Here is a 20,722-nt window from a genome sequence, read left to right as displayed (position 1 = left end):
CCGCACTGCTGCTTCTTGGTGTCACCGCCGCAGTTCTCGGCGACGGCGCATCTCGGTGGATTCGTCGTGGTAGGTGCGACTTTCACCGGCGGGCCGCCCTGGGGTGCGGGCTGCGGGACGGTGGTGGTGATCGGCGCCGGGGCGCTGATTCCCGGGTTGGCCCAACCGATTCCGGCCGGGAGCCCGAGCGCCAGGAGCGCTGCGAGCAGGAGGACAAGGTGTAAGGTCCGGGGTGAAAATCTCACCGCGCGGGCCAGTTTCGCGTGCCGGTCCCCACCAGCACGCCGAGTGGAATTCAGTGAAGTACTCATTCGGCGTGACCTCGCTTGTTCGATGGTAAGGCCAACCGCGCCCCCGCCGCCCTGTCTATCGCTGTGGCGATCACGCCCGTTCACACTCGGGACCGACCGGTCCGCTGGGTCTCGGGTACCGCGCCCTACGATGGCGATGACCGACTGGGACGCTCCATCGCGCCGAGAGGACAATCGTCACCATGCATCGAGCCGCGCCTGTGAGCGATATCGACGAGTCCGCGCTCCAGGTCACCGCTCCGAAGACCGAGGCCGCGGGAGTCAAGGCGGTCACCGTCGCACTGGAGCGCGCGGTCGAGGAGATGGGCGTGGTGCGCACGGCGCGCACGCTGGCCCGGGTGAATCAGCGCCACGGCTTCGACTGTCCGGGATGCGCCTGGCCGGAACCGACCGGTCGGCGTCGCCCCGCCGAGTTCTGCGAGAACGGCGCGAAGGCCGTCGCCGAGGAGGCGACCCTGCGCACGGTCACCCCCGAGTTCTTCGCCGCCCACTCCGTCGACGACCTGGCCGCCAAGTCCGGCTACTGGCTCGGCCAGCAGGGCCGCCTCACCCATCCGATGGTGCTGCGCGAGGGCGACACCCACTACTCCCCCATCGCCTGGGACGACGCCTACCGCCTGATCGCCGACGCCCTGCGCGGCCTGGACTCCCCCGACGAGGCCGTCTTCTACACCTCCGGCCGCACCGCCAACGAGACCGCGTTCCTCTACCAGCTGCTGGTCCGCGCCTACGGCACCAACAATCTGCCCGACTGCTCGAACATGTGCCATGAGTCCTCGGGCACCGCCCTGGTCAGCTCGATCGGCATCGGCAAGGGCTCGGTCACCATCGACGACTTCACCAAGGCCGACCTGATCATCGTGGCCGGCCAGAACCCGGGCACCAATCACCCGCGCATGCTGTCGGCGCTGGGTGAGGCGAAAGCGCACGGCGCGACCGTGATCGCGGTCAACCCGCTGCCCGAGACAGGCCTCATCGGTTTCAAGGATCCGCAGACCGTCAAGGGCTTCACCGGCGGCATCAGCATCGCCGACGACTTCCTGCAGATCCGCCTGGGCGGCGATATGGCCCTGTTCCAGGGCCTGGCCAAGCTGCTGTTCGACGCCGAGGACCGCGCGCCCGGCACCGTGGTGGACCGCGCCTTCGTGGACGCGCACACCGCGGGCTTCGCCGACTACGAGAAGCACATGCGCGCCGTCGATCTCGACACGGTCGTCGAAGCCACCGGGCTGACGCGCGAAGACCTCGACCGCACCGCGGCGCTGCTGGCCGAGTCGAAGTCGACCATCATCTGCTGGGCCATGGGCCTGACCCAGCAGGTGCACGGCGTCGCCACCATCGAGGAGGCCACCAATCTCCTGCTGCTGCGCGGCATGATCGGCAAGCCCGGCGCGGGCGTGTGCCCGGTGCGCGGCCACTCGAATGTGCAGGGCGACCGCACCATGGGCATCTGGGAGAAGATGCCCGAACCCTTCCTGGCCGCCCTGGACCGCGAATTCGGCATCACCAGCCCCCGCGCCCACGGCTTCGACACCGTGAACGCCATCCGCGCCATGCGCGACGGCCGCGGCAAGGTGTTCTTCGGCATGGGCGGCAATTTCGTCTCCGCCACCCCCGACACCGAGGTCACCGAGGCCGCGCTGCGCACGTGCGCTCTCACCGTGCAGGTTTCGACGAAACTCAACCGCAGCCACGTGGTGCACGGACACACCGCGCTGATCCTGCCGACGCTGGGCCGCACCGACGAGGACGTCCAGGACGGTGTGCGCCAACAGGTTTCGGTCGAGGACTCCATGTCCATGGTGCACCTGTCGACCGGCCGCCTGACCCCGGTCAGCGATCAGCTGCGCAGCGAGGTCGCCATCGTGTGCGAGCTCGCCCAGGAGCTGTTCGGACCCGAGCACGAGGTCCCGTGGGGCGCGTTCCGCCGCGACTACGACCGGATCCGCGACGCCATCGCGCAGGTCGTGCCCGGCTGCGCCGACTACAACGCGAAGGTGCGCGGCCGCAATGGATTCCAGCTGCCGCACCCGCCGCGCGACGCCCGCGAGTTCCGCACCGCCACCGGCAAGGCCAATTTCGCGGTCAACGACCTGCACTGGCTGCCCGTCCCCGCGGGCCGCCTCATCCTGCAGACCCTGCGCAGCCACGACCAGTACAACACCACCATTTACGGCCTCGACGACCGCTACCGCGGCATCCACAACGGCCGCCGGGTGGTGCTGGTCAACCCCGCCGACATCACCGCGCTCGGATTCGCCGAGGGCGACCTGGTGGACGTCGTCTCCGAGTTCGAGGACGGCAGCGAGCGCAGCGTCGCCGGGTTCCGGCTGGTCGGCTACCCGACCCCGCGCGGCAATGCCGCCGCCTACTATCCGGAGACCAACCCCCTGATCCCCCTGGACCACGTGGCGAAACGCTCGAACACGCCCGTCTCCAAGGCCGTCACCATCCGTTTCGAACCGCACACCCACGTCACCGCATGAACCGGGGCCCCGCATGAGCCGAGTCACCGCACGCCGCCGCACGCTACGCATCTCCCCGCACGGCACCATCACCCGGCCGGACACCCTGGCCGTCGAGGAGCCCCTGGAGATCCGCACCGGCGGGCAGTCACTGACGGTCACCATGCGGACGCCGGGCGCGGACATCGATCTGGTGCACGGCTTCCTCTACGCCGAGGGTGTCATCGACACCGCTGAGGACATCGTCAGCGCCCGCTACTGCGCGGGCACCGACGAGAACGGGCAGAACACCTACAACGTCCTCGACGTCCAGCTGCGGAATCCGGTGCCGATCCAGCCCAGGCCGTTCCTGACCAACAGCTCGTGCGGCCTGTGCGGGAAGACGGCCCTGGACGAGGTCCGGACCCGTATCCGCCACGAGATCCCGGCGGGCGCGCCCCGCATCGATGTGCACACCCTCGCCAAGCTCCCGGCCGAACTCCGTTCCCGCCAGCAGGTTTTCGATGCCACCGGCGGCCTGCACGGCGCGGGCCTGTTCACCGCCGACGGCGAGGCCGTGGCGGTGCGCGAGGACATCGGCCGGCACAATGCCGTGGACAAGCTGGTCGGCTGGGCCTTGCGCGAGAATCGGCTCCCCGCAAGCGATCTCATCCTCATGGTGAGTGGCCGCGCCTCCTTCGAGCTGGTCCAGAAGGCCGTCATGGCGGGCATTCCGGTACTGGGCGCGGTGTCGGCCCCCAGCTCGCTGGCGGTGGATCTGGCCGCCGATTCCGGCCTGACCCTGGTCGGTTTCCTGCGCGGTGAAACCATGAACGTCTACACCGGCGAGGACCGCATCGCACTGTGATGCCCGCGGTGTTCCACAGGGTGAGGCAGCGGGGTCCTTTCCGCCGCTCCGGCTGCTAGTCTCCGCAATAGAACACGTTTCAATTCTGATGGGAGAACCCCTATGGCAGCGCAGCCCCGGGATGTCGTGGAGCAGTACGTGAAGCTGGTCGCGACCGGCCCGACCTCGGCGATCCTCGACCTGTACGCCGAGGACGCCGTGATCGAGGACCCGATCGGCAGCCCCGAACGTCGTGGCCACGAGGCCATCGGCGAGCTGTACAAGGCGCTGGAGAACCTCGAGCGCGAGACCGAGCTGCACACCGTCAAGGTGGCCGGCAACCACGTCGCGGCCCACTTCACCCTGGTCACCGTGTCCAACGGGCACCGCATGACCCTGGCGCCCATCGACGTGATGGAGCTGAACGACGAAGGCAAGATCATCAAGATGCGCGCCTACTGGGGTCAGGACGACCTGAAGATGGAGCAGATCTAGCCACAGGCTTGCCCCTCACCCCCGCCCGAATTACGGTGACAGCACAGTGATTCGGCGAGGGTGGGAGGGCCTGTGCGGATCTCGTTGCGCGGCACCGGTGACGGGGTGCGGATCAGTATGCGGCTGGAGATCAACCGGCGGCGCTGGATCGCCCTGCTCATCATGCTGGGGGTGCTCACCGCGACCGGCCTGGTCACCGGACTGTGGGCGGTGATCGCCCCGGAATCGTTCTACGACAGCTATCCGGGATTCGGGCTGCGCTGGGTGCGCGCCGACGGGCCCTACAACCATCACCTGGCCGCCGACGTGGGGGCCTTCTTCCTCGCGCTGGGCGCCGTCTCCGCCGCCGCGCTCTACTACCGCGACAGCGTCATCGCCCGGGTCTCCGGACTGGGCTGGCTGGTCTTCGGCCTCCCGCATTTCCTGTACCACGCCTTCCACCGGCCGGACGCGCTCAGCGGCCTCAGCTACGGCCTGTCGCTCTTCGCGGCCCTGCTGCTCCCGGCGCTCGCCCTGGCCGTCCTGCTGGTAGCCCCGCGTGAGCGGTTCCCGGTCCCGGAACCGGCCCCCTTCACGTTCAAATTCCCCCGCCGCGGCAATACCGCCCAGCGATGAATTCTCCGTGGTCGCGTCGTCGTAACAGGTGACCCGAACGCACCGATTTTCGGAGTAGCGGAGTAAAGGTTCAACGGCGAACCACGGAGGATCAACGGCGATTCTCGACACGGGCACAGTCGGCTCACCCCGACCGTCACCGACTCCACGGCTATCCGGAAACGGACGGAGCCCACAGCAGAACACCAACGAACTGTCGGTCGGGTTCGCGCACGGCGGCTGGTCAGCGCCCGGCGCAGCGACCTACGACGACTTCTCCGCCGACCGAACCACAACGGCACAAAAGAGCCGGCTCCGCGAGAGGAATCTCGCGGAGCCGGTGTCGTTCGGGTCGGGCTACGCCGACTTCTCGCGGCGCTCGGGGGCCGAGCGCTTGCGCGGCACGATGGTCGGCAGCACATTGTCGTTCACCGTGTCGGCGTTGACGACCACCTTGGCCACGTCATCCCGGCTGGGGATGTCGTACATGACCGGGAGGAGGACTTCCTCCATGATGGCGCGCAGACCGCGGGCGCCGGTGCCACGCAGGATCGCCTGATCCGCAACGGCTTCCAGGGCGTCCTGGGTGAACTCCAGATCCACGCCGTCCATCTCGAACAGGCGCACGTACTGCTTCACCAGGGCGTTCTTCGGCTCGGCCAGAATCCGGACCAGGGATTCCTTGTCCAGGTTGGTGACCGAGGCGACGACGGGCAGACGGCCGATGAACTCGGGGATCAGACCGAACTTGATCAGATCCTCGGGCATGACCTCGGCGAAGTGGTCGGCGGTGTCGATCTCGGCCTTGGACCGGACCTCCGCGCCGAAACCGATGCCGCGCTTGCCGACCCGGTCCTGCACGATGCGCTCCAGGCCGGCGAACGCGCCCGCCACGATGAACAGCACATTCGTGGTGTCGATCTGGATGAATTCCTGATGCGGGTGCTTGCGGCCGCCCTGCGGCGGCACCGAGGCCTGGGTGCCTTCCAGGATCTTCAGCAGCGCCTGCTGCACGCCCTCACCGGAGACGTCGCGGGTGATGGACGGGTTCTCCGACTTGCGGGCGATCTTGTCGACCTCGTCGATGTAGATGATGCCCGTCTCGGCGCGCTTGACGTCGTAGTCGGCGGCCTGGATCAGCTTGAGCAGGATGTTCTCGACATCCTCACCGACGTAGCCGGCCTCGGTCAGCGCGGTGGCGTCGGCGATGGCGAACGGCACGTTCAGCATCTTCGCCAGCGTCTGTGCCAGGTAGGTCTTGCCACAGCCGGTGGGGCCGAGCATCAGGATGTTGGACTTGGCCAACTCGACCGGTTCACCCCGGGAGTCGCGGCCCTTGTCGCCCGCCTGAATGCGCTTGTAGTGGTTGTAGACCGCCACCGCGAGCGTCCGCTTCGCGGAATCCTGCCCGATCACGTACTGCTCCAGGAAGTCCCGGATTTCCGCGGGCTTGGGGAGTTCGTCGAGCTTGACCTCGCTGGATTCGGCGAGCTCTTCCTCGATGATCTCGTTGCACAGGTCGATGCACTCGTCGCAGATGTACACCCCCGGTCCCGCAATGAGCTTCTTGACCTGCTTCTGGCTCTTTCCGCAGAACGAGCACTTCAACAGATCGCCGCCATCACCGATGCGCGCCATCTCCTGGGTCCCTACTTCCTTGTCCGCGTGCAACCGTCTGTCCCCGGTTGTCGGCGAGCTGCCTTCTTCGAGCGTATGCCGCGACCCCTGATTTTGCGGATCCGGCGATTCGGCTGTCTATCCAAACCTGATTTCGAACGAAGAGCAGAGCCGACAACCACGAGCAAAGGTCCCTAGAGTGACCGTACCCGTTTCGCGTGACCGAGGTCGACAACTTGGGCACGTTTCTCGCCGGACATGTGCGTGGACTCACCTCTGCCCGGGTGGCGGGGACGTTCGCGGCACGCCGCGACCCCGCCACCCGCCCAGCTCACTTCTGGGCGCTGAGCTTGCGGTACTCGAACACCGTGTCCACGATCCCGTAGCCCTTCGCCTCTTCGGCGGTGAGGATCTTGTCGCGGTCGGTGTCCTTGCGGATGACGTCCGAGTCCTTGCCGGTGTGGCGAGCCAGCGTGGTCTCCATGAGGCGACGCATGCGCTCGATCTCGGCGGCCTGGATCTCGAGGTCGGAGACCTGGCCCTGGATGCCGCCCGAGGTGGACGGCTGGTGGATCAGGATGCGGGCGTTGGGCAGCGCGGCGCGCTTGCCGGGGGCGCCGGCCGCGAGGATGACCGCGGCGGCCGAGGCGGCCTGGCCCAGGCAGACGGTGGCGACGTCGGCGCGCACGTACTGCATGGTGTCGTAGATGGCCATCAGCGCGGTGAACGAGCCGCCGGGCGAGTTGATGTACATGGTGATGTCGCGGTCCGGGTCCTGGGACTCGAGCACCAGCAGCTGCGCCATGATGTCGTTGGCGGAGACATCGTCGACCTGGTTGCCCAGGAAGATGATTCGCTCCTCGAACAGCTTGTTGTACGGGTCCGAGGTCTTGACGCCGAAGCTGGTCTGCTCGGTGAACTGCGGCAGGATGTAGCGCGACTGCGGCAGGTTACCGGCGGCGGCGAAAGTGATGCCCGCGGCCCGCGGATCGATCATGTTGGACATAAACGTCTCTCCAAAGTCTGTGTGGTGGGCTGCGGAACTACTTGCTGCTGCTGCCGTTCGCCTGGCTGGCGTGGGTGACCACATGGTCGATGAAGCCGTAGTCGAGCGCCTCTGCGGCGGTGAACCAGCGGTCGCGGTCGGCATCGGCGGTGACCTGCTCGATGGACTTGCCGGTGTGCTGGGACTGCAGCTCGTTCAGCTCACGCTTGGTGTAGGCGAACTGCTCGGCCTGGATGGCGATGTCGGCGGCCGAACCACCGAGACCGGCCGACGGCTGGTGCATCATGATCCGCGCGTGCGGCAGCGCGTAGCGCTTGCCCTTGGTGCCCGCGGCGAGCAGGAACTGGCCCATGGAGGCGGCCAGACCCATGCCGACGGTCCGGATGTCGCATTCGGCGAACTGCATGGTGTCGTAGATGGCCATGCCGGCGGTCACCGAACCACCCGGGGAGTTGATGTAGAGCGAGATGTCCTTGGTCGGGTCCTCGGCCGTCAGCAGCAGGATCTGCGCGCACAGCTTGTTGGCGATGTCGTCGTCGACCTGAGTGCCCAGGAAGATGATGCGCTCGCGCAGCAGGCGCTCGTACACCGAATCACTGAGGTTCAGACCAGCAGTCGCGGATGTCATGCGCACCCCTGCCTGATGAATTGTCACGGATACCTGCCCTCTCTCAACGGCTCGGTTAACAAGCCCCTACTGATTCGCTGACACAAACCCTAACGAAGCAGGGCGGCACCGAACTCCCGGTACCGCCCTGCTTCGCTCACAGCGCAAACTTACGTCAACGCTTCGCGTTCCGGTGTACGGGGGTTCTCGGGGGTGTCACCCCGAGAACCCCCGTACACAGGGGTGCGATGAAATTCTTACTTGGCCTCGGCCTCGGCCTCGGCGGCCTCGGTGGCGTCGGCGACGGTCGCCAGCTCCTCGGCGGAGACCTCCTCGGCCTCGTCGGCCGGGTTGCCGAACATCTCGGCGGTGTCCACGGTGTTGCCGGCGGTGTCGGTGACGGCGGCCTGGACCACGACACCGGCGAGGGCCTTGCCGCGACGCACGTCGGCGAAGACGGCGCCGAGCTGGCCGGCCTGCTGGATCTGCTGGATGAACTGGTCCGGGCTCATGCCGTAGCGCTGCGCCTGGAAGATGATCCGCTCGTACAGCTCGTCCTGGCCGACCTGGGTGTTCTCGGCCTCGGCGACGGCGTCCAGCAGCAGCTGGGTCTTGACCGACTTCTCGGCGGCCTGCTTGGTGTCGGCCTTGAACTCCTCGAGCGAGGAGCCCTGCGCCTCGAGCGCCTCGGCCAGCTTGGCCTCGTCGTGGTCGAAGCCGTGGACGGCGTCGTGCTCGACGGCGTCGATCTCGGCCTTGACGACGCCCTCGGGCAGCGGGATCTCGACGGTCTCGAGCAGCTGCTCGAGCACCTTGTCGCGGATCTCGCCGGCCTGGGTGACCTTCTTGACGCGCTCGACGCGGGTCTTGAGGTCTTCCTTCAGCTCGTCGATGGTGTCGAACTCGCTGGCCAGCTGGGCGAACTCGTCGTCGGCCTCGGGCAGCTCGCGCTCCTTGACCGACTGCACGGTCACGGTGATGACGGCTTCCTTGCCCGCGTGCTCACCGGCGACCAGCTTGGAGGTGAAGTCCTTGGACTCGCTCTCCTTGAGGCCGATCAGGGTCTCGTCCAGGCCCTCGATGAGCTGGCCGGAGCCGACCTCGTGGGACAGGCCGGTGGTGGAGGCCTCCTCGACGGCCTCGCCGTCGACGGTGGCGGACAGGTCGATGGAGACGAAGTCACCGTTCTCGATGGCCCGCTCGACCGCGGTCAGGGTGCCGAAGCGCTGACGCAGCGACTGCAGCTGCTCGTCGATGTCGGCGTCGGTGATCTCGATCGGGTCGACGGTGACGGCGACGGCCGAGAAGTCCGGCAGGGTGATCTCCGGGCGGATGTCGACCTCGGCGGTGAAGGCCAGCTCCTGGCCGTCCTCGATCTTGGTGATCTCGATCTCCGGCTGACCGATGACCTTCACCTCGGTCTCGATCACGGCTTCGCTGTAGCGCTTGGGCAGCACGTCGTTGACGACCTGCTCCAGCACGGCGCCACGGCCGACACGGGCCTCGAGAAGCTTGGCCGGCGCCTTGCCCGGACGGAAGCCGGGGATACGGATCTGCTGCGCGAGAGCCTTGTAGGCGCGGTCGAAGTCCGGCTTGAGCTCCTCGAAGGGCACCTCGACATTGATGCGGACCCGAGTCGGGCTCAGCTGCTCGACGGTGCTCTTCACGGACATGCTCCTTGTTCGTTGTTCATGGTTGACGTCTAGGTTCCCCCCGAACGCATCCCGACCAGGTTAGTTGACGGCCCGGGGGGCCGTGTAACCGGTCGTCGCGCAGGGGGCGCCCGAATGCCGCACAAGGCACCGGGGCGGCCGGTCGGTGGACCGGTCGCCCTGGTACTGGCGGTTTATCTCAGCTACCGACCTTGACGGCGTCGGTCACGAAGACCAGCGTCTCGCCCGGCTTCATGCCGCTCGGCGGGCGGTCGCCGTAGCCGAGGGCGGGCGGGATGATGAGCAGCCGGCGGCTGCCCTCCTGGATGCCGACCAGGCCCTGGTCCCAGCCCTTGATGACCTGGCCCGCGCCCAGCGTGAGGGGCAGCGGCTTGCCGCGGTCGAAGGAGCTGTCCAGCTTCTTCTGGTTGGACCAGGTGATCAGCGTGTAGTTGGTGCTCAGCTTGTCCCCGGCCTTGGCCTCGGGGCCACTGCCCACGACCAGGTCCTTGGTGATGAGCTCCTTGGGCGGATCGCAGTCGGCGGGCAGCGTGATGGTCGGCGCGGTGCCGAAGCCGCCGTCCACCTTGATGTCCTCGGCGGTGCACTCGCGGCCCTTGCTCGCGGCCGTGGTGGCGGCCGCGCTGGTCGAAGCGGCGGCGGTCGTCGTCGTGGTCGACGACGCCTTGTTGTCGCTGCTGCCACCGCAACCGGCCGCCAGCATCGTGGCGGCCGCGACCGCACCGATCACACCGACCTTGCCCACCAAGCGCATTCCCGCTCCTGTCCGTCGAGTCCGGTTGCCGCACAGATTGCGACGCCGCGCCGAACCTACACGGCTTCGGGCGGTCGAGCCGGTCGGGGCGCGCCCGCAAGGGTTTCGGCGGCGCGCCGGGTGTGGTCAGCGGGCGCTGACGAGGATGGCGTACTGGGCGGCGGCCATCTGGTGGACGGCCGATTCGGTGGGGCCGGATACCGAGGCCAGATAGCGACCGTCCAGTACAAGGCAGGTGTATTCGTTGTGCGCCGCGGCATCGGCATCGCGCAGGCAGACGGCTTCCGGGACGCCGTCGGGCGCGGGTACGACGGTTCGGGTGGCGGTCGGCTCCGAGAGCCGCCGCAGCGCGTGCCGTGCGCTGACGGCGTCGGAAAAACGCAGCAGCCGTGTGGAATCCGTGACGGCCGCGGCCTGAACCGCGAGGCTGTCCTCACCAGGACGGTCGATCAGCAGCCCGGCGACGACCGGACCGTAGACGACTCCGGTGGCGCGCCGCGGCCCGCCCCAGCCCGCGATGAGGCCGTATTCGTCCTGGAACAGCGTGGGATACGGCCAGTGTCCGGGCTGGGCGGGCAGCAGGCGCGACAGCATGCCGTCCGGGTCGAGGGTCAGTGCCGGGAGCGCCTCGGGCGCGGTGGCCGTGAAAGCCTCCAGCCGTGGGAGTTCCGCGTCGAAAGCGCGAGCGGCGAGGGTCTTCATGGCGGCGCGGTCGGTGGTCCGATCGACGATGAAGAGGCTCACGACGTAGGGGCCGTGGGCGAGCGTGACGGCCATGGTAGGGACCTGTGGACGCCAATGCCCTTGTGTCGCAAAGTATTCGGCGAACGGGACCCTGACATTGTCGCGATTGACCGCGGCGTCGGCGGCGTCGATCTCGCGGGCGGTGTCGATGGCCGCCATGGGGTCACGCATGCGCAGCACCGTGATCCGCAGTCCGGTGGCCGCGCCCTCCGTCGGGGTGCCACTCGGGTCGTCGGTGCCGCCGATGCTGAATCCGGCCAGCATGCCGTGCGCGGTGAGGGTCGGCCGGGTCGCCTCGGCGAGGATGCCGACCGCGTCCGTCGGCGTCGGCACCGGGATGGCCGAGAGCCGGGACAGGGCGGGGTCGACGTCGCGCGGCGAGACGACGGCGTCGGCCATGCGGACCGATTCCAGCAGCCGCGTATAGGTTTCGCCGGTGTCCCCGGGGGCCGCGAGTGGCCGGCCACTGTAGCCGCCCAGATCCAGGGAGCGCAGTTCCGGTGTGGCCGCGCGCGGTGCGCCCGCGATGGCGCAGGCGCTGACCAGCACCGCGACGGACACCAGTGGAAGTCGTCCGGCATTCCCCCGCCGGTTCATCGGATCACTTCGGCGCATACCGCCACCCCCGTAGCCGCTTGATTTCCGAGTGTGGGCGCACCGATTACCCGCGGCAACCGGTTATCGGGACATCGCGACCGGTCCGTGACAATTCGCGCCCGCCGCAACGGCTTCCGTAGACGGAAAATTGTTTGCGACCGCCCGTGGCCTACGGGAGCATCTCAGGATGCTGGTGACGATCTCTTGTACGCGCCCCGTGGGAGCCGAATGGCCCGCCACCGATCTGGGGTATCTGCTGCACAAGAATCCTTCGCGCAGACAGACTTTCGAGCAGTCCTACGGTGTCGCGCACGTCCTCTACCCGGAGGCGCGCGACGACCGTTGCACCGTGGCGCTGCTGCTGGAGATCGACCCGGTGCGGCTGGTGCGTGGAAAGTCCAAGGGCACACCGGACTTCAGCCTCGGCCAGTACGTGAACGACCGGCCGTACGCGGCGTCGTCACTGCTGTCCGTGGCGATCTCGACCGTGTTCGGCTCCGCGCTGCACGGCCGCTGCGCCCAGCGTCCGGAGCTGGCCGAGACGCCCCTGGACCTGCGCATCGAACTGCCGGCGGTCCCGTGCAAGGGCGGGCCCGAGTACGCCGAGCGTGTCTTCGCACCGCTCGGCTGGACGGTCGTGGCCACCCCCCTGCCGTTGGATCCCGCTTTTCCCGAGTGGGGCGACTCCCACTACGTCCGTATCGAACTCACCGGCACGCTGCGCCTGGCCGACGCGCTGGCCCATCTGTACGTCCTGCTCCCCGTCCTCGACGGCAGCAAGCACTACTGGCTGGACGCCGCCGAGATCGACAAGCTCCTGCGCTTCGGCGAGGGCTGGCTCACCGGTCACCCGGAACGCGAGTGGATCACCCGCCGGTATCTGACGCGCCGCCACACCCTGGTCCGTACGGCGCTGGCCCGCTTGGCCGAGCTGGACGACGCGGCCCCGGAAGAGCTCGACGCGATCGAGGTGGATGCCGACGACGCGGCGGATACCGCTGCCGAAGCGACGGGCGATGCCGCTGCCGGAAGCGACGGCGATGCGGCCGAGTCGGCCGAAACCGAGGAGCACGCCCCGTCACTGGCGGTGCTGCGACGCGCCGCCGTGCATCGGGCCGTGCTGGCGACCGGGGCGAGCCGGGTGCTCGATCTCGGATGCGGTCAGGGCGCGCTGCTGCTGGAGCTGGCGACGGACCGGGCGTTCGGCGAGATCGTCGGCATCGATGTCTCGATGCGCGAGTTGAAGATCGCCGCGCGACGGGTCCGCCGACTGCCGGAGTGGCAGGCGCGGCGGGTCACGGTCCGGCAGGGCGCGCTGACCTACACCGACGCCTCGCTGAAGGGGTACGACGCGGCGGTGCTCATGGAGGTGATCGAGCACGTCGACGCCACCCGGTTGAAAGCGCTGGAGCAGGCCGTGTTCGGGGCGGCGGCCCCGGGCGCGGTGGTCGTGACCACGCCGAACAGCGAGTTCAACGTCCGCTACGACGGTCTGGCCGCGGGTGCGTTCCGGCATTCGGATCACCGATTCGAGTGGACCAGGGCAGAATTCGCGGACTGGGCACTCCGGGTCGGTGCGGCGTACGGGTATGCCGTGCGCTTCGAGCCGGTGGGGCCCGTGGATGTGGAAGTGGGGGCCTCGACACAGATGGCTGTGTTCACCAGGAACAACGGGTTCACCGAGAACCACGACGGCGACGAGAAGGGAGCCGCGTAATGGCAGAACTGTCCGTCCCGGCGCTGTCGCTGGTCGTCTTGATCGGCAGCAGCGGTTCGGGCAAGTCCACGTTCGCGCACAAGCATTTCCGGTCGACGGCGGTGCTGTCCTCGGACGCCTATCGCGGCCTGGTCAGCGATGACGAGGCCGATCAGTCGGCCACCGCGGCCGCGTTCGAGTTGCTGCACCACGTGGCGGGCGTACGGCTGCGGCGCGGCCTGCGCACGGTCATCGACGCCACCAATGTGCAGCCCAAGCCGCGGCAGTCGCTGGTGGAGCTGGCGCGCGCCCACGACGTGCTGCCGGTGGCGATCGTGCTGGACGTCCCCGAGAACGTCTGCGTGCAGCGCAATGCCCAGCGGGTGGACCGCGCGGATCTGGGCCCGCACGTGGTCGGCCGCCATCAGCGCGACCTGAAGCGCTCGCTGAAGTTCCTGGAGCGCGAGGGTTTCCGCACCGTGCACGTGCTGCGCGGCGTGGACGAGGTCGAGGCGGCGACCATCCGCGACGAACGGCTGTGGAACGACAGGACCGATCTCACCGGCCCGTTCGACGTGATCGGTGACGTGCACGGCTGCCGGAGCGAACTGGAGACGCTGCTGGGCGAGCTCGGCTACGTCCTGATCCGCGACGACGCGGATCGCCCGGTGGACGCCCGCCACCCCGACGGCCGCACCGCGGTGTTCGTCGGCGACCTGGTCGACCGCGGGCCCGACACCCCGGGCGTGCTGCGCCTGGTGATGGGCATGGTGGCGTCCGGGAACGCGCTGTGCGTCACCGGCAACCACGAGTTCAAACTGGTGCGCGCCCTCGACGGCCGCCGCGTCACGGTGAAGCACGGCCTGGCCGAGTCGCTGGCGCAGCTGGAGGCCGAGGACGCCGAATTCCGCAAGGCCGCGCAGGAGTTCATGCGCGGTCTGGTCAGCCACTATGTGCTCGACGGCGGCGACCTGGTGGTCGCGCACGCCGGCCTGAAGGAGGAGTACCAGGGCCGCACCTCGGGCCGGGTGCGCGAGTTCGCCATGTACGGCGAATCCACCGGCGAGACCGACGAATACGGGCTGCCGGTGCGCTACCCGTGGGCCAACGACTACCGCGGCAAGGCGCTGGTGCTCTACGGCCACACGCCGATGACCGAACTGGTGTGGGTGAACAACACCCTGTGCCTGGACACCGGCGCGGTGTTCGGCGGCCGCCTGACCGCCCTGCGCTACCCGGAGCGGGAGCCGGTATCGGTTGCCGCCGAACAGGTCTGGTTCGAACCGGTGCGCCCGCTGCAGGCCGCCACCTTCGCCACGGGTGAGGCCGTGGTGCGGCGGGATCCGGGCGTCCTGGACCTCGACGACGTGCTGGGCCGCCGGGTGGTGGAGACCCGCCACCTGGGCCGGGTCACCGTGCGGGAGGACGCCGCGAGCGCCGCGCTCGAGGTGATGAGCCGCTTCGCCGTGGATCCGCGCTGGCTGGTGTACCTGCCGCCGACCATGTCCCCGTGCGCCACCTCCACCCTGGACGGCTATCTCGAGCACCCGGCCCAGGCCTTCGAGTACTACCGCTCCGAGGGCGTGGACACCGTGGTGTGCGAGGAGAAGCACATGGGTTCGCGTGCGGTGGTGGCGGTTTCGCGGTCGGCCGAGGCGGCCCGCGACCGGTTCGGCGTGGAGGACGGCAGCACGGGCGCGGTGTACACCCGCACCGGTCGTCCCTTCTTCGACGATCCGGAGCGGACGGAGACCCTGCTCGCCCGGGTGCGCGCGGCGGCCGAAACCGCCGGGCTGTTCGAGGAATTGGGCACCGACTGGCTGCTGCTGGACACCGAGCTGCTGCCGTGGTCGGCGAAGGCGCTGGGGCTGTTGCGCTCCCAGTACGCGGCGGTCGGCGCGGCGGCTCGCGCCTCGCTCGCCGACGCCTCGGCCGTCCTGGCGGCCGCGGCCGAAAGAGGAGTGGAGGTAGGCGATCTCGCCGCGCGCACCACCGCGCGCCTCGAGGACGCCGACGCCTTCACCGCCGCCTACGGCCGCTACTGCTGGCCCACCGACGGCCTGGAGGGCGTGCGCCTGGCCCCGTTCCAGCTGCTGGCCGCCTCGGGCGCGAATTACGCCGGGCGCGACCACACCTGGCACCTGGAGCGCATCGACCGCCTGATCACGGCCGACCCGGAGCTCTTCACCGCGACGGCCCGCCGCGTGGTGGACCTGTCCGCCCCGGAGGCCGAGGCCGCCGCCACCGCCTGGTGGACCGAGATGACCGCGGCCGGCGGCGAGGGCATGGTGGTCAAGCCGCTGGGCTCGCTGGTGTCCGGCGCCGGCACCCGCAGTGGCAGGCCGGTGCAGCCGGGCGTGAAATGCCGTGGGCCGGAATACCTCCGGATCATCTACGGCCCGGAGTACCTGCGCCCGGATCAGCTGGACCGGCTGCGGCAGCGCGGGCTCGGCGGCAAACGGTCCATGGCCCTGCGCGAGTACGCGCTGGGGCTGGAGGCCCTGGACCGCTTCGTCGCCCGGGAGCCGCTGTGGCGGGTCCACGAGGCGGTGTTCGCGATCCTCGCGCTCGAGACCGAACCGGTGGACCCGCGACTGTGAGTGGCGTCGCGTGGCACGCATCCGCGTGCCACGCGACGTGCTCAGCCCAGCTGGTCGCGGAGAAGGTCCAGGTAGGGCCGCTGCCCCTTGCCGAGCTTCTCGTGCGCGGTGTCGAGGTCGAACCAGTCGACGCGGTCGATCTCCGGGAATTCCGCCATGCGCCCGGAGCGCGGGGGCCATTCCATTTCGAAGGTCCCGGGCACGACTCGCGCCGGGTCGAGATCGGCTTCCACGGCCCAGACCGTGAGTTGTTTCCTGCCCCGGCCACTCCCGTATTCGACGTCGCCGAGGCCGATCCACTCGCCGTCGGGCACCGGTAATCCGAGTTCTTCGTCGAATTCGCGCCCGGCGGCCGCGCGCGCGGATTCCTCGTCGGGCTCGTATTCGCCCTTGGGGATGGACCAGGCGGAGGCGTCCTTCTTCGCCCACAGCGGGCCGCCCATGTGCCCGAGCAGCACTTCGAGGCCGGTGGTGCGGCGGAAGAGCAGGACGCCGGCGCTGTATCTGAGGCTCATGGAGAGGAGTTTGCCGAATCGGCGGCGCGGGGCACACTTCGGGCACTATGGTGAGCCACACTGCGGCAACCCGGACGTTAGGGATCATTTCCCGATAACGGACGAATAATTCCCAGCGTGGCCTCTTGCGCCCGAAACCTGTTCGGCACCATCGAATTCCATTAAGCTCCTGGGTTCGTATCGCCCCACACCTGTTGACGGATTGGATACCGCATGCAGTTCCGCAGCGCCGCCGCGGCTACCACCCTGGTGATCGGAGCTTTTGTCACCCCGGCAGTCCTACCGCCGGCAACCGTCCCGGCGAACGCCCAGCCCGCCGACGCCCCCGGCCTCGCCTATTCGACCAAGCTGGTGAACGGCGCGGTGGTCACCACCCTCAAGGGCGGCACCTTCGAGCTGACCCAGGGCCCGGACGTCGTGAACGTGAAGGACGGCGACGGCAAGGTGCTGCTGTCGCTGCCGCTGGCATTCCATCTGGGGCAGACCGACATCCCCGTCCAGCCGGAGGTGCAGAAGGACGGCACCGTCCTGTCCCTCACCCCCGCGAAGCCCGACGGAGTGTCGCTGTCGCAGCCGCTGGCCGTGAAACCCGTTGCCTCGCAACTGGAGAACGACCGGGCCATGAACAACTTCAGCAGCCAGTTCGGCCTGGCCACCACCATCGGCACCTTCGTCGGCACCGCCATCGGCGCGACCATCGGCTGTGTGGCCACGCTGGCGCTGGGCTGCCTGCCGGGCTTCATGACCGGCGCGACCGTCGGCGGCATCATCGGCTCGATCGCCGTGGGCGGACCCACCCTCATCGCGAATGGCATCGACCTGCTCACCACCATGCAGGCGGCCGACGGCACCACCAAGTGGGCCGACAAGACCACGACCACGCCGATTCCGGCCGCCCCGGCGCAGCCCGCCAACTGATCCTCAGGCCCGCGGAATCGGACCCCGCCACATCAGCGCGGTTCCGCGCCCGTCGAATCCCGGCCCGAGTTCGAGGGTGCCGCCGAGTTCGGCGGCGCTCCGGCGGCGGACCGGAGCGAGAAGATGGTGGCCGAATCCCGCTGCCGCTGTACGGCATCGCGCCGCACCTGGTCGTGCATCCGGACATTGGTGATCTTCACGGCGGCGGTCACGGCGAGCGCCTCGATGATCCGCTCGTCCTCGTCGCTGAACGGCCCGCCGCGCTTATTGGTGAAATACAGGTTCCCGAGGACGGTATCGCGATAACGCACCGGCACCCCGAGGAAGCTGCGCATGCCCGGATGCCCGGCGGGCCAGCCCTCGAAGGCCGGGTGCTTGGTGAGATTGGCCAGCCGCACGGGGTGGTCCCCGGACAGCACGAGGCCGAGCAGCCCCCGCCCCCGCGGCCAGTGCCCGATGCGGCGAATCGTCTCCTCGTCCATGCCGACCGCGATGAAGCGCGCCGGCCGCTGCTCACCGCTCCCGTCATCGGCTTCCAGCAAACCCAGCGCACCGTATTCGGCGTCGACCAGCCGGGCCGCCGCCGTAACCAGCTGGTGCAGCACGAGTTCCACGTCGACGGCGGAGACCACGGTATACACGGCCTCGACGAGCGCGTGTAGCCGTTCCCGGGAGGCGTTCAGCTCACGCACCTCATCCGGGACGACACCCCACCGCTCTTCGGACATGCGCAAAGGCTACCTACGAGCAATGGCGGGATATGTATCTCTCGGACCGGGTGTCGCGGCGGAGAACCTCCGCCGCGACCACGGCGGCAACCGGGCCGACGGGTGCGCCGACTAGACCCGCAGGCCGTCGACCAGTGCCAGCACCGCGGGTTCGGTTCGGGCGCGGGCGGATTCGGGGTCGTCGGAGTTGGCGATGAACATGGCGGCCTCGCCGAGGGCGGACAGGATCATCAGCGACAGCGGCCGGATGTCGAGATCGGCGCGCAGCTGCCCGGTCTGGATTCCGGATTGCAGGCCCGCGACGATCAGGCCGAGGCCGTACTTCTCGTCGACCTCACGCCACTCCTGCCAGCCGAGCACCGCGGGGGCGTCGATGAGGGTGATGCGGACGCGTTCGGGGTCGACGCAGGAGAGCAGGAAGTTGTGCAGGCCCGCCTCCAGCACGGCCATGGCGTCGGTGGGCGGGGCCTCGGCCATGGTCTCGGCGACCTGCTGCAGGATCGCCTGCTGTTCCTGCTCGTAGACCGCGCGGAACAGGTCCTTCTTGTCCTTGAACTGGTGGTACAGCGCGCCGCGGGAGCTGCCCGCCCGCTCCACGATCTCGGGCGTGCTGACCGCGGCGTACCCGCGTTCGGCGAACAGTTCGCGCGCTGCGGCCATCAGATTCGCGCGGGTCGACTCGGATCGTTCGGCTTGCCTGATCATCGACGCCTTTCTGAGCGGGTAGGTGGATCGTAACGCCGAACCATTGAAAACAGGCAGCCTGTTTGTTAGTTTGAGAAGGTCTTCACCATCTCCACTCCAGAGGGAGTTCTACAGATGACGAACACCATCTCCCCCCAATCCCCCGCGGCCTGGCGCGATCCGGCACTGGGCGCCCGCCGCGAACTCGCGCTCCCGCAGGGCACGCTGCCCGTCTTCGACAGCGGCAGTGGCGATCCCATCGTTTTCGTGCACGGACTGCTGGTCAACGCCAACCTGTGGCGCAAGATCGTCCCCGCCTTCTCCGGCGAATACCGCTGCGTGGCAATCGACCTCCCGTTCGGATCGCACACCACGGCCATGCCCGACGCGGACCTGACCCCACCCGGCCTGGCCGAACTGGTCATCGCGGCCATCGAGGAGCTCGATCTGGGCCCGGTCACCCTGGTGGGCAACGACTCCGGCGGCGCGGTCAGCCAGCTGGTGCTCGCCGCCCGCCCCGATCTCGTCGCCCGGCTGGTACTGACCTCCTGCGACGCGTACGAGAACTTCCCGCCGTCGTTCTTCGACTACCTGGGCCTGGCGGCCCGCACCCCGGGCGCGCTCACCTCGCTGGCCGCGACCATGCGGCTGCGCCCCGTCCGCCGCCTGCCCATCGCCTACGGCTGGCTGGCCCGCCGCCCCATCGACCGCGCGGCCAGCGACTCCTACGCGCTACCGGTCGGCGCGAAGGGCATCCGCGCGGACGTCCGGCGCGCGATCACCGGTCTCGATCGCCAGTACACCCTGTCCGCCGCACGGACTTTCGCGGACTTCAAGAACCCGGTGCTGCTGGCCTGGTCGGCGGGTGACCGCTTCTTCCCGGAGCGGTACGCCGAGCGATTGGCCGTCGACTTCCCGGACGCGCGCATCGAGTGGATCCACGATTCGGGCACCTTCTCACCCGAGGATCAGCCCGAACAGCTGATCCGGGCGATCCGGGTCTTCCTGAACGATCAGAAGTCGCCGCCGTCGAATCCGCCGAAATCGCCGAAATCGGTGCCGCCGCCGAAGTCCTGACCACCGAAGTCCTGGGTGCCGGGGTCGTAGCCGCCCTGGTCGTAGCCACCCTGGTCGTAGGAGCCCTGGTCCGAGCCGCCGTCGGCATATCCGCCGTCGGCGGCGTCGAGGCCGTCCTGATAGCCGTCGCCGTAACCGCTTTCGAAGGCGGACGCGTCATAACCGACGCCGGACATGCCGCTGAACAGGGAATTGAACAGCAGTGCGGACCCGACGCCCCAGGCCCCGGCGACCAGGGCGGTCTTCCACCACGGTTCGGAGTACCAACCGGCAGGTACCGGCCGGCCCGCGACCCGGCCACCCGGGTAGTAGTTCGGCGTGGCCGGCGACGGCGTGGGCGAGGCCTCGACCCGGCGCCCCTCGAATTCGATGGCCCGATCCTCGGTCACCCGACCCGCGGTGCGCTGCCCGTCCAGTTCGGGCACGGCCGGGCCCGGATCCATTCCCATGGCGGTGCGGGCCGCGCGCACGTAGTAAAGCCCTTCGAGCGCCGTCTCTTTCGCGAGCCGCGCCTGTGCGGCGGTCCCGGCCTGCTCGATCTGCGCGCCCGCGGCGTTGAACCGCTCCCCCGCGTCGGCGAGCGCCTGCTTGGAGGCGTCGTCACCGCCGGTGAGGTTGTAGACTTGGCCGCCGAGACGCTCGATCACCCGGCGCGCGTCCGCCTTGGCGTCGGCCAGTTCGGTCCCGGCCCGCGAGCGTTGCCCGCGATTGACCGCGACCACGGCCAGCAGCACGACGACGATGATCAGCAGGAGAACGGCGACGGTAGACACGCGACCAGCCTACGCGGCGAAATTCGCCAGCCAGTTGCTACT

General features: G+C 68.9%; 18 protein-coding genes. 8 read left to right on the top strand and 10 right to left on the bottom strand.

Translation table 11 applies throughout. The features are described from left to right. Positions 1-493 precede the first annotated feature (493 nt). From ACQP06_RS08385 to ACQP06_RS08370, 4 genes are all read left to right on the top strand, one after another. The gene (locus ACQP06_RS08385; RefSeq protein ID WP_433671702.1) at positions 494-2,797 is read left to right on the top strand and encodes an FdhF/YdeP family oxidoreductase; all 2,304 of its coding nucleotides are present in this window, start codon (positions 494-496) and stop codon (positions 2,795-2,797) included. 13 nt (positions 2,798-2,810) lie between these two features. Beyond that, a complete protein-coding gene (gene fdhD / locus ACQP06_RS08380) occupies positions 2,811-3,623 on the top strand; it encodes a formate dehydrogenase accessory sulfurtransferase FdhD (protein WP_433671700.1) in 813 nt (270 codons plus the stop codon). A 102-nt stretch (positions 3,624-3,725) separates the two neighbouring features. Next, entirely contained in the window at positions 3,726-4,097 is a 372-nt protein-coding gene (locus tag ACQP06_RS08375; RefSeq protein WP_357090235.1) for a nuclear transport factor 2 family protein, read from the top strand. A gap of 72 nt (positions 4,098-4,169) precedes the next feature. Then, on the top strand, positions 4,170-4,712 hold the full coding sequence (locus ACQP06_RS08370) for a hypothetical protein (RefSeq protein ID WP_433671698.1): 543 nt from the start codon (positions 4,170-4,172) through the stop codon (positions 4,710-4,712). A gap of 336 nt (positions 4,713-5,048) precedes the next feature. Here the strand turns inward: ACQP06_RS08370 and clpX are convergent, their stop codons facing one another. The 6 genes from clpX to ACQP06_RS08340 form a co-directional block, all read right to left on the bottom strand. Then, complete coding sequence (gene clpX, locus ACQP06_RS08365; RefSeq protein ID WP_357090239.1) at positions 5,049-6,329, bottom strand: ATP-dependent Clp protease ATP-binding subunit ClpX; 1,281 nt, start codon at positions 6,327-6,329, stop codon at positions 5,049-5,051. A 310-nt stretch (positions 6,330-6,639) separates the two neighbouring features. Next, positions 6,640-7,314 carry an ATP-dependent Clp protease proteolytic subunit gene (locus ACQP06_RS08360; protein ID WP_357090241.1) on the bottom strand — a complete coding sequence of 225 codons (675 nt, stop codon included), beginning with the start codon at positions 7,312-7,314 and terminating at the stop codon, positions 6,640-6,642. A gap of 37 nt (positions 7,315-7,351) precedes the next feature. Next, complete coding sequence (locus ACQP06_RS08355) at positions 7,352-7,942, bottom strand: ATP-dependent Clp protease proteolytic subunit (RefSeq protein WP_357090243.1); 591 nt, start codon at positions 7,940-7,942, stop codon at positions 7,352-7,354. A gap of 236 nt (positions 7,943-8,178) precedes the next feature. After that, complete coding sequence (gene tig / locus ACQP06_RS08350; protein ID WP_433671696.1) at positions 8,179-9,588, bottom strand: trigger factor; 1,410 nt, start codon at positions 9,586-9,588, stop codon at positions 8,179-8,181. Positions 9,589-9,772: 184 nt separating this feature from the next. Next, entirely contained in the window at positions 9,773-10,348 is a 576-nt protein-coding gene (locus ACQP06_RS08345) for an FKBP-type peptidyl-prolyl cis-trans isomerase (protein ID WP_379270731.1), read from the bottom strand. Between the two features lie 126 nt (positions 10,349-10,474). Then, positions 10,475-11,689: a DUF7373 family lipoprotein gene (locus ACQP06_RS08340; protein WP_433671693.1), complete on the bottom strand. Its 1,215-nt coding sequence runs from the start codon at positions 11,687-11,689 to the stop codon at positions 10,475-10,477. 187 nt (positions 11,690-11,876) lie between these two features. On the opposite strand from ACQP06_RS08340, the gene ACQP06_RS08335 reads away from it, so the two are divergent. Both ACQP06_RS08335 and ACQP06_RS08330 read left to right on the top strand, forming a co-directional pair. Beyond that, on the top strand, positions 11,877-13,406 hold the full coding sequence (locus tag ACQP06_RS08335) for a 3' terminal RNA ribose 2'-O-methyltransferase Hen1 (RefSeq protein ID WP_433671692.1): 1,530 nt from the start codon (positions 11,877-11,879) through the stop codon (positions 13,404-13,406). Then, a complete protein-coding gene (locus ACQP06_RS08330; protein ID WP_433671690.1) occupies positions 13,406-15,985 on the top strand; it encodes a polynucleotide kinase-phosphatase in 2,580 nt (859 codons plus the stop codon). Before ACQP06_RS08335 ends, ACQP06_RS08330 begins: the two co-directional genes overlap by 1 nt. A gap of 41 nt (positions 15,986-16,026) precedes the next feature. On the opposite strand, the gene ACQP06_RS08325 is transcribed toward ACQP06_RS08330, so the two are convergent. Continuing rightward, complete coding sequence (locus tag ACQP06_RS08325) at positions 16,027-16,500, bottom strand: NUDIX domain-containing protein (protein ID WP_433671688.1); 474 nt, start codon at positions 16,498-16,500, stop codon at positions 16,027-16,029. Between the two features lie 213 nt (positions 16,501-16,713). On the opposite strand from ACQP06_RS08325, the gene ACQP06_RS08320 reads away from it, so the two are divergent. Further along, on the top strand, positions 16,714-17,418 hold the full coding sequence (locus ACQP06_RS08320; RefSeq protein WP_433671686.1) for a hypothetical protein: 705 nt from the start codon (positions 16,714-16,716) through the stop codon (positions 17,416-17,418). A 32-nt stretch (positions 17,419-17,450) separates the two neighbouring features. On the opposite strand, the gene ACQP06_RS08315 is transcribed toward ACQP06_RS08320, so the two are convergent. Continuing rightward, positions 17,451-18,146, bottom strand: a complete 696-nt coding sequence (locus ACQP06_RS08315; protein WP_433671684.1) for a GAF domain-containing protein — start codon at positions 18,144-18,146, stop codon at positions 17,451-17,453. 111 nt (positions 18,147-18,257) lie between these two features. Then, complete coding sequence (locus ACQP06_RS08310; protein ID WP_433671682.1) at positions 18,258-18,851, bottom strand: TetR/AcrR family transcriptional regulator; 594 nt, start codon at positions 18,849-18,851, stop codon at positions 18,258-18,260. Between the two features lie 114 nt (positions 18,852-18,965). Here ACQP06_RS08310 and ACQP06_RS08305 point away from each other — a divergent pair, with 114 nt between their 5' ends. Next, positions 18,966-19,907: an alpha/beta fold hydrolase gene (locus tag ACQP06_RS08305; protein ID WP_433671680.1), complete on the top strand. Its 942-nt coding sequence runs from the start codon at positions 18,966-18,968 to the stop codon at positions 19,905-19,907. On the opposite strand, the gene ACQP06_RS08300 is transcribed toward ACQP06_RS08305, so the two are convergent. After that, positions 19,844-20,680, bottom strand: a complete 837-nt coding sequence (locus ACQP06_RS08300; protein ID WP_433671679.1) for a DUF1542 domain-containing protein — start codon at positions 20,678-20,680, stop codon at positions 19,844-19,846. The two genes, ACQP06_RS08305 and ACQP06_RS08300, sit on opposite strands and share 64 nt — an antisense overlap. Positions 20,681-20,722: the final 42 nt, after the last annotated feature.

Source organism: Nocardia sp. CA-136227, assembly GCF_050955695.1.
Taxonomy (GTDB): domain Bacteria; phylum Actinomycetota; class Actinomycetes; order Mycobacteriales; family Mycobacteriaceae; genus Nocardia.
The sequence above is the reverse complement of the archived record's forward strand: the minus strand, read 5'-3'. Positions and strand labels throughout refer to the sequence as shown.

Excerpts from the sequence above, each read along its gene's own strand:
- ACQP06_RS08385 (WP_433671702.1), top strand. The coding sequence starts at position 494 with ATGCATCGAGCCGCGCCTGTGAGCGATATCGACGAGTCCGCGCTCCAG.
- fdhD (WP_433671700.1), top strand. The coding sequence starts at position 2,811 with ATGAGCCGAGTCACCGCACGCCGCCGCACGCTACGCATCTCCCCGCAC.
- ACQP06_RS08375 (WP_357090235.1), top strand. The coding sequence starts at position 3,726 with ATGGCAGCGCAGCCCCGGGATGTCGTGGAGCAGTACGTGAAGCTGGTC.
- clpX (WP_357090239.1), bottom strand. The coding sequence starts at position 6,329 with ATGGCGCGCATCGGTGATGGCGGCGATCTGTTGAAGTGCTCGTTCTGC.
- ACQP06_RS08360 (WP_357090241.1), bottom strand. The coding sequence starts at position 7,314 with ATGTCCAACATGATCGATCCGCGGGCCGCGGGCATCACTTTCGCCGCC.
- ACQP06_RS08355 (WP_357090243.1), bottom strand. The coding sequence starts at position 7,942 with ATGACATCCGCGACTGCTGGTCTGAACCTCAGTGATTCGGTGTACGAG.
- ACQP06_RS08345 (WP_379270731.1), bottom strand. The coding sequence starts at position 10,348 with ATGCGCTTGGTGGGCAAGGTCGGTGTGATCGGTGCGGTCGCGGCCGCC.
- ACQP06_RS08340 (WP_433671693.1), bottom strand. The coding sequence starts at position 11,689 with ATGAACCGGCGGGGGAATGCCGGACGACTTCCACTGGTGTCCGTCGCG.
- ACQP06_RS08335 (WP_433671692.1), top strand. The coding sequence starts at position 11,877 with ATGCTGGTGACGATCTCTTGTACGCGCCCCGTGGGAGCCGAATGGCCC.
- ACQP06_RS08330 (WP_433671690.1), top strand. The coding sequence starts at position 13,406 with ATGGCAGAACTGTCCGTCCCGGCGCTGTCGCTGGTCGTCTTGATCGGC.
- ACQP06_RS08325 (WP_433671688.1), bottom strand. The coding sequence starts at position 16,500 with ATGAGCCTCAGATACAGCGCCGGCGTCCTGCTCTTCCGCCGCACCACC.
- ACQP06_RS08320 (WP_433671686.1), top strand. The coding sequence starts at position 16,714 with ATGCAGTTCCGCAGCGCCGCCGCGGCTACCACCCTGGTGATCGGAGCT.
- ACQP06_RS08315 (WP_433671684.1), bottom strand. The coding sequence starts at position 18,146 with ATGTCCGAAGAGCGGTGGGGTGTCGTCCCGGATGAGGTGCGTGAGCTG.
- ACQP06_RS08310 (WP_433671682.1), bottom strand. The coding sequence starts at position 18,851 with ATGATCAGGCAAGCCGAACGATCCGAGTCGACCCGCGCGAATCTGATG.
- ACQP06_RS08305 (WP_433671680.1), top strand. The coding sequence starts at position 18,966 with ATGACGAACACCATCTCCCCCCAATCCCCCGCGGCCTGGCGCGATCCG.